General features: G+C 36.5%; 3 protein-coding genes and 1 pseudogene. All 4 read right to left on the reverse strand.

Annotated elements, in window-relative coordinates:
- On the reverse strand, positions 1 to 4,762 hold a 4,762-nt coding region (locus tag HMPREF1152_RS04790), incomplete at its 3' end, for an Eco57I restriction-modification methylase domain-containing protein (RefSeq protein WP_009644046.1).
- Between the two features lie 86 nt (positions 4,763 to 4,848).
- The gene (locus HMPREF1152_RS04795; RefSeq protein WP_009644043.1) at positions 4,849 to 6,381 is read right to left on the reverse strand and encodes an AlbA family DNA-binding domain-containing protein; all 1,533 of its coding nucleotides are present in this window, start codon (positions 6,379 to 6,381) and stop codon (positions 4,849 to 4,851) included.
- Between the two features lie 81 nt (positions 6,382 to 6,462).
- Positions 6,463 to 8,169 carry a DNA topoisomerase 3 gene (locus HMPREF1152_RS04800; protein WP_009644045.1) on the reverse strand — a complete coding sequence of 569 codons (1,707 nt, stop codon included), beginning with the start codon at positions 8,167 to 8,169 and terminating at the stop codon, positions 6,463 to 6,465.
- 93 nt (positions 8,170 to 8,262) lie between these two features.
- Positions 8,263 to 8,509: pseudogene (locus HMPREF1152_RS04805) on the reverse strand (DUF4366 domain-containing protein); the annotation flags it as partial.

Raw genomic sequence — 8,509 nt, forward strand, 5'->3', positions numbered from 1 at the left:
GGGAAGTGTCTACATGGTCGATAACCTTCGCCTTTGTGATTGTTCGCTTGGAGAAAATATCTCCCTTTGCTTTGAAGTTTTCTTCTTCATCAAGGATTTCAATGGAAGAAACAAGCGGGAAGTTACTATCCTCTTTTAAGGCTCTGGTATTAGAAAGGTTATTGACATATCCATGCTTCTTAGAAAAGCTGTCATAAATTTCATTTAGTTTTTCCTGAGCTTTCTTTACTTCATCATCTGAAAAATCTTCTTTCTGTTTGTAAATAACATCCTTTAAGGCAACATTTAACTCAAGATAGTCCTTAATCTTTTCCTTGTTTTTATCCGTTACTTCTTTCTTTACAAATAGGGAGTTTTCTCTGTAATAAACTTCATCATCAATAATGGTGTAGGAGAAATTCTTGACATCGTCCGTTGCGGGTATTGTGCTGATTTCATCATCAAGTAGCTCTATTTCTTCATAATTAGCATTTTTAGTGATTTCTTCGCTTGCTTTTGTCAGTAGCTCCTTTAAGTCTGTGTTTTCTTTTGGCAGGCAAGCTATTGTATTCCCAAATCTTCCAGATATTTCTTCCATAGAACCAAGCACCTGTTCAGGATGATCAACAAAGTATTTGTTATATAAAAGCCCGTTTTCATCTTCAGCAAGGTGAATCCAGTCCTCATCCCTTTCTCTGATACTGTCCCTTTTCTTTAGGAAAATAATATCTGAGGTTACTTCTGTTCCTGCTACGCCCTTAAAGGTATCGTTCGGAAGTCGTATCGCTCCTAAAAACTCTGCTCTTGCTGCAAGGTAGCGTCTTACACTTTCGTCCTTTTTATCCATCGTTCCGCTTGATGTAATAAAGGCAATAATACCGCCGTTTCTTACTTTATCAATGGACTTGGCAAAGAAATAATCATGGATAAGGAAGTTATTTTTGTTGTACTCCCTGTCATTTACCTTGTATTCTCCAAAGGGTACATTACCGATTGCTACATCGAAAAAGTTATTGGAAAAAGAAGTTTCTTCAAACCCTTTAATCTGTATATCACTTTCAGGATATAAGAGTTTTCCAATTCGACCGCTTACCGAGTCAAGCTCTACACCATAAAACTTAGACTTATTCATTTCATCAGGGATATTACCGATAAAGTTTCCGACACCCATACTTGGCTCTAAGATATTACCCTGCTTAAATCCCATATCCGAAAGCGTCTTATACACTCCGTCAATAACGGTTCTCTGTGTGTAAAAGGCTGTTAAGGTGGATTCTCTTGCAGCTTCATATTCAGATGGCGATAGATTTTCCTTTAAGAAACTTCTTGCAACTTCCCATTGTCCCTCTTTACTTTCATCAAACACATCAGCAAGTCCGCCCCATCCGACATACTTTGCCAAAACTTCCTGAGCGGTAATATCTAAATCTCTCTCACCTCTTTCAATTCGATTTAACATCGAGATTGCTTCAAGGTTATTGTTTAATCTCTCACTTGGAGATAACTTGTCAGGTAGCGTTTCTTCTTTAATTTTGAAGTTATGAGCCTCAGCTTTCTTTATTTCAATTTCTTCAGTTGTCTTTTCAGGATTCTGATATGTCAGATTTTCAAATATCCTCTCAATGTCGCTTTCAAGACGATAAGGAATCACATCGGAGCCTGTTATCATACCGCCAAGATATTCTGTATTGTCCTTAACCGTTACCGTCTTTAGATTATTTCCCATATCATCAAAGCGTGTGATGGTATAGTCTTTATCCTTGTATCTGACTTCATCTCCAACGATAAAGTTTGGTCTTTCAAGGCTTACCTGCTCTAATAAGTCCTCATTATCATCAAATGTTACAATCGGTATTTGATGATTACCACTTCTTACCGGATCAAGCCATAAGTCATTTCTTCCTGTGATTTCATTTTTAGAAATCTCCCTTATAGTATATTCTTCATGGTTGAAATAGACAGTATTACCCTCTTTAACTGCCAAATCGTCTAAACGGTTTCCCTCTTTTTCATTGAGTTCTACTTCTTCTCTATCCTTTAGGTAATCAAATAAGGTAGCTTGAACTGCATCAGGCTTTGTAAATTCTTCTGCTTCTTCAGATGCTTCAAGTTCCGCTTTATTTTCAAAACTAAGTTCTCCGTTAAAGACAGACTGAATCTCCTGCTCATCCATCTGCTTTTTAAGTTCTGTATCTTTCAGCTCTCTAAAGGTCTTTGGAAAATCTTCTAAAATAAGCCTTTGGGCGTTTAGTTCCTTCAGCTCCTCAAGATTAAAATATCCCCATTCAGGTTCAATCCCAAGTACCAGTCCAAAGGCATCGCCGCTTTCTTTATCATATTCCGTCATATACCAAGTCCAATTAGAACGGAAAGGAATGATATATGCAGCATGAACCTCTTTATCCGCTAAAGCTACATCCTCCTGTGCGTAAAGCTCCGGCACTCTTTCAAGCATTTCATAAGTCATTAAGTTTTCAGGATCATCTTTGGAATAATATTGTGGTTCTTCAATCTCTTCCGTACTTTCTTTTTCCTTTTCTTCAAGATAAAGATTTTTAGAAAACAGCTCGTCGATATGCTTTGCAACACTTGTCCAAGTAAGAAACACATCATTACAATCATTTTTCTGTAATTTAAGTCCCTTAGCATCGTGCCATTCATCACTTCCCATTGCTCCGGAAACAGCATGGGAATGTCCTCCAATTCCATATTCGTCTTTTAAGAAATTCGCTTTTTCCTGAAGCGTATGATTTTCTTTAAAAAACTTGGTGATTCGCTCTTTTCCTCTATCAACGCCACTTCCTCTTGAAAGGCTTTCAAGGATTTCATCTTCTGTAATAAAGGACTTTACCTTCGGAAATTCTGTCAGATTGGTACTGTATTCCTTTCGTGGCAGCTCAAGTTCCTGTAATCTCTGATAAAGGCTATCTACCTTGTGATAATGAAATCTTAGTACACCTCTGTTTTCTTTGTAGCCTGCTAAGAACCTGCTGTATTCTTTAATTGTGTCCTTTAGGTATTCAGGATTTTTTAATGCCTCAGATAGTCTTTTCGTTTCTTCCGGAAAGCCAACACCTCTTTCTATAAAATCAAAATAACCCTGTGCTTTTCCTTCTTCGCTTAAATCATGGTATAGATACCATAATAACTCTGAAATTCTGTCCCTTTCATAATCATATGCTTCAGAAAGTTCTACATTTGTGGCAAACTCACCGCTATTAAGAAGCCCGTTTATTCTACTTGCTGCTTCATTCCAACTTAAAATTTGCGTATCATCTTCTCTTGCAGAAGTCCCGTAAGCTAAATGAATACCTTTATCCGAATACCAGGAAGATACTTCTCTTTCGTCAATGTAAAATCCATTTCCACCCCTAAAGGTATCTTTGAGGTATTCTCCCAATTCTCCATTACTTTTTCCTTTAGAAAACTCTGCAATAACAGGAAGTCTACTTCCATCGTGATTTCCTCCGTTAATAAGAACGGTATCTATATCCTTCTGAGTTAATGGAATGGTAAGCCTCATTTGTCCGTAAGTATTTTCGGGTAAAGAAAAAGAAGCCTTATCAGCTTCTTTTAACTCTACATTAGTATTATCTTTTAAATTTCCACTACTTCCTTGATTGTCATTTCCTTCAGAGCTGAAATCATCGCCCCATACTGTGGATTGTTCTCGTCCTCTATCTTCCAAGCTGTCATCAGTTTCGGCTTTTCCGTTCTCATAAAGTCTATCGCTTGTTTCTGAATATCCATCAGGTGTCCTGTCAGCTTCTTCTCCTTGTATAGATCTACCAACATCTCGAAGTGGCTCTGCTCCTCGCTCTGTGAAAGGTAAGTGAGCCTCATCACTGCGTATATCGGATTCGGAAATTCTTTCATGAAGTCCGTCTGTTCCTCCAAGTTGTTTAGCGTATTCTCCTTGATTTTCTCTATTATCTCGTCCGTACTCTCCATTTCGGAGAACTCGCCCGCTTTCATTTCTTTCCTGATCATCTCGTCGAAGTACATTTTCTTCTACCTCCTCTAATTCTTCCTTAATCCTATTATATCCTGCTTCTTTTCCTCTTAAAACTTCTTTTTGAAGCTCCAGTTCTTTGCTTTTTTGAATGGTCGCATCAATAATCTTTCCGCTAATATCCGATACGCTTTCACCAAGACTCATTAGAGATATGCTGTCAAGTCTTTGAAAATTCTCTCTTAAAAGCTCATAATCTATCGAATAATCTAACTTAAATCTTGACGCTACCGCATAGCTTACCGAGTCCCTTACAAACTTGGTAAAGGATATTCTATCCTCATCCGCTACTCTAAGTTCATTCATTAAGGTATCTATTTTTTCATCACCGTAGAGTCTGCTTAAAGAAAAGATGTTTTCAAGTGTGCTTTTACTTTCCTCATAGCCCTCGCTTTTAATCATTTCCTTTAACACATCTTGATGGTTTTCTTTGTCAAACTTCCAAAGATTTACTTCGTTGACATCTCTGTTTCTTGAAACTGTCTGACCTATATCAAAAATATAGTCCACTTTTTTGAATGTGCCATAGTCCTCTAAAATGGGGATACCTTTCTGTCCTCGCATTACTGTTCGATTAAAACGTTCCCTCCAGTAGTCAAACTTGGCACAAGCTATTGCTTCAGGATTTTTATCATAGATACTTAATTGACTTCTAAAGTCATATCTTTGATTGTTTCCGACAACCTTTAAGAGCTTCAGATACTCTGCTTCACTATGAAGCACATCTTGTTTTATAAGCTCCAAAATGTTATGAAAATCATTTATTCGCATTTTTACCTCCTTCGTTTTTCCAAACAAAAAAAGGCGGTTAGATTTTACTCTAATCACCTTTTAATTCTGTGTATTGCAACTTACCACTACTTCATAATTACCCACTGACCTAATTTCGTTGAGCCTTCATATCGAATAAGTCCTGCTTTCCTCATTTTATTTAAATGATAACGTACACCATCAACAGTCAGGTTTAGTTTTTCTGCCATTTCTTTCGCACTTATGTGAGGATTTTCAGCTATTATCTTAATAATATCTTCCTGTTTCATAGTAGTTTTAGTAGTAGTTTTCATGGTAGTTTTTTCATCATTACTACCATTAAACTCTTTCAAAAATTCTTTATTCACACCCATAACTGCGTTGGTATAGTTATCTTCTTCATTATCCGGATAAAACTTAAGTTCAGGAGAACCATTTTCTAATAGTGCATCCTTTGCACGCCTTATACCTGAACCATAAGACTCTATTAAGTTAAGGGAAAAGAACATATCTTTAAGTTCTTTGTTAAGATACTGCCTTCGATCAAAAGTTCTATCCCTGTTAAGAGCCTCAATGGTTACAGGAGGGAGCGGTCTATTATGATTCACAAAAGAAATTCTGTCCTTGTAAATGTATATCCCAACATATTCAGGCGTATCGTATTCCTTATGCAAAATGGCATTTGTAGCAAGTTCCTCAAATGCTGTAAGAGGATAGTTATAGACAATCTTATGCTCGATTTTATCCGCTTCCCTTATGGTATATGAAGCCATAATATTATCTTCAAAATATTTGCTGACTTGCTTTGCCTGTATCCAAACCGGACCATCAAATTTCTTTGATTCCATTTTATCAGTTCCATCAATTTCTCTTATGATTTCAACATGGGCATTTGGAATAAATTTATTTGGTGTATCTGCAAACATCAGCACAGCAAAATTTTTAGCTCTATAACCGCCATACTCACTTTCACTGACAAGCCCCATACTCTTTGCCATATCCAGCTTAGACATTTCTCTAATATCTTTTTTTGCTCCTGTTTGAAGCAAATATTCTTTCATATATTCATAGCTTAAATCATCTATGGTAGCTGTATCGTTCAAGTTTGAGCTAAAAGAAAAGTTTGCAAACTTCTTCAAAAGTTCAAATTCTTCGGTTGGATTTGGAAGCCTTGAATCTCTACCGACTCTAATATATCTTCCTGCCTTTAATCGAATATCTTTATCTTTTTCTGCCCTTTCACTTGTTTGAAACGGACCGTTACTACCACTTTCTACCGCAACTACGATATAGTATTCATCATCAATTTGATCCGTAATAATGTGATAGTTGATTTTAGGATGAATATTGGCAAGGAGCGATTTAAGTTCATTTTCTATTCCCTCTAATTTTGCTTCCTTTATCCCTTCAATCGGTCTTTTAGGAATTGCTTTTTCTCCCGTTTCTTTATCATCGACTTCTTCAATACCAACAAACAACAAGCCTATCTCATTGCTCATATAGTTATTGGCAAAGGCACAAGCAGTTTTTAGAATTTTATCTTTAAAATTTGCCGACTTTTTATATTCGATAAAACTGCTTTCTATGTTTTGATTTTCAAGAATGTTATGAGCCATTCTTTTTATATCTAAAAGCTGCATAATACCTCCTCTTTTCAAAAATTTTATCTATATATTATACCATTTCCAGAGGATTTTCTCCACTCTGAAATCAGCAGGCACTTACTTGCGATATTTTAAAACCGCCTCCTGTATCTCGCTTTCAATATCTTTCAAGAATTTTTCTTTGGAAGATTTCCCTTTGGCAATATCCGCTAATTCCATTTCCCACTTTGCAGTTGTTTCCGCTGACTTAAAGGTATCGGATACTATTGTTACAAGGCTGATCCCCTTATGCGTGGCAATCAAATTTTTCTTATATCTTTCGACAAAACCCTTATAGATTAAGTTTTCAATAATTCCTGCCCTTGTTGCAGGAGTACCGAGTCCTTTTCTTTCCACTTCTACACCTTTTTCAAGTGCGTCATTTCCTGCAATCTCCATAGACTTTAGAAGCGTATCTTCAGTAAAGTGTTTCGGAGGTTGGGTAAATTTTTCTTTAACCTCTTTATTTTCAATGCTTAAAACATCACCAACACTTACATCGGGCAATACAGCATCTTCACTCTTTTTTGATTTGTATTCTTTAAGGTATTTGCTAAAGCCTTCATCCTTAATTACCTTGCCTGAACTTGTAAATTCAAAACCGTCAAATGAAGCTACAATCTTTGTTGTATTTTCAATGAGTGGATAACCTACACTTGCGTGAAATTTATCGGATATAAGAAAGTAAACTTTAGCTTCGCTTAGAGGAAGCTTAGAAATATCTTCCTTTAATGAACTGATTGTCGGAATAATAGCGTGGTGATCCGTAACCTTTTTAGAGTTAAATACCGTCTTGATGCGCCCTGTATCAAAGTCATTTTTGCCCAAAATGTTATTGATGGTACTTGTAATCATATCCTCTGTTAAACACCTGCTGTCCGTTCTTGGATAAGTAATCAGTTTCTTTTCATACAGGCTTTGAGCATAGTCAAGTGTCTGCTTGGCACTATATCCGAAATACTTATTGCATTCCCTTTGAAGTGTTGTCAGGTCAAAAGGTAAATTAGGCTTTGTTATTTTCTCTTTCTGAATAACATCAGTGATTTCAATCTTATCGCCAACTAAATTGATTAGCTGTTCGGCAGCAACCTCATCATCAATTCTATCCGTTGATAGTGTAAAACCATTCATAGATAGCTCCACTGTATAGTATTTCTCTTTTTTGAAATTAGCTATCTCATCATCTCTTTTTACAATCATGGCAAGAGTCGGTGTCTGCACTCTTCCTACACTGTAATTTTGCTTATATAGGCAAGAATAGAGCCTGCTGATGTTCATTCCGACAAGCCAATCTGCAATCGCTCTTGCCTGTGCCGATTCAAAGAGATTATCATAGTCTTTTCCGTCTGTTAGGTTATCAAAACCCTCTTTAATGGCACTATCTTCCATTGAAGAAATCCAAAGGCGTTTCATCTTCTTTTTACAATTCACTTGATTATATACAAGTCTAAAAATACTTTCTCCCTCACGCCCTGCATCACAGGCATTGATAATCATATCAATCTCTTTATTATTCATCAGTTTTTTAAGGATGTTAAACTGCTTCTTGGTTGCCTTTGCTACTTCATACTTGTAGTCGCTCGGAATAATCGGTAAATCAGCCATATTCCACTTGGCGTATTTTTCATCATAAACATCCGGATTTGCCATTTGAATTAGGTGTCCTACGCACCAGCTTACACTATATCCGTTTCCCTCATAATATCCATCTTTCTTTTTATTTGCTCCAATAACCTTTGCAATGGAGATTGCAACACTCGGCTTTTCTGCAATAACTAACTTCATCTTTGTTTTCCTCCTGTTATAATCAAAATAGGGCGAAAGATGTTACTCTCCCGCCCTAACTTTGCACCCAAAATAATATGTTTTTAGGTGCGTTTATTCTTCATCTTCTACTTCATCTGCATCATTTATTTCTTCCTCGCTTTCAGCTTCAGAAAAGAAATCATCATCTTCCTCCTCTAAGGCTTCAAGTTCTTTATCTTCTTTCTTTTTCACAACCTTAAAATAGTAGCCTACTCCTAATGCACCACCTACTACAAGAAGCAAAATAATATAGGTTCCTAAATTACTCTTTTCGTCCTTCTTCTCAGGCTTTACTTCTTCCTTAACAGGTTCTTCTTTT

This window comes from Mogibacterium sp. CM50 (genome assembly GCF_000293155.1).
Taxonomy (GTDB): Bacteria; Bacillota; Clostridia; order Peptostreptococcales; family Anaerovoracaceae; genus Mogibacterium; species Mogibacterium timidum.

Bases quoted from the DNA above. Each gene is read 5' to 3' on its own strand.
- HMPREF1152_RS04800 (WP_009644045.1), bottom strand. From the start codon at position 8,169: ATGAAGTTAGTTATTGCAGAAAAGCCGAGTGTTGCAATCTCCATTGCA.
- HMPREF1152_RS04795 (WP_009644043.1), bottom strand. From the start codon at position 6,381: ATGCAGCTTTTAGATATAAAAAGAATGGCTCATAACATTCTTGAAAAT.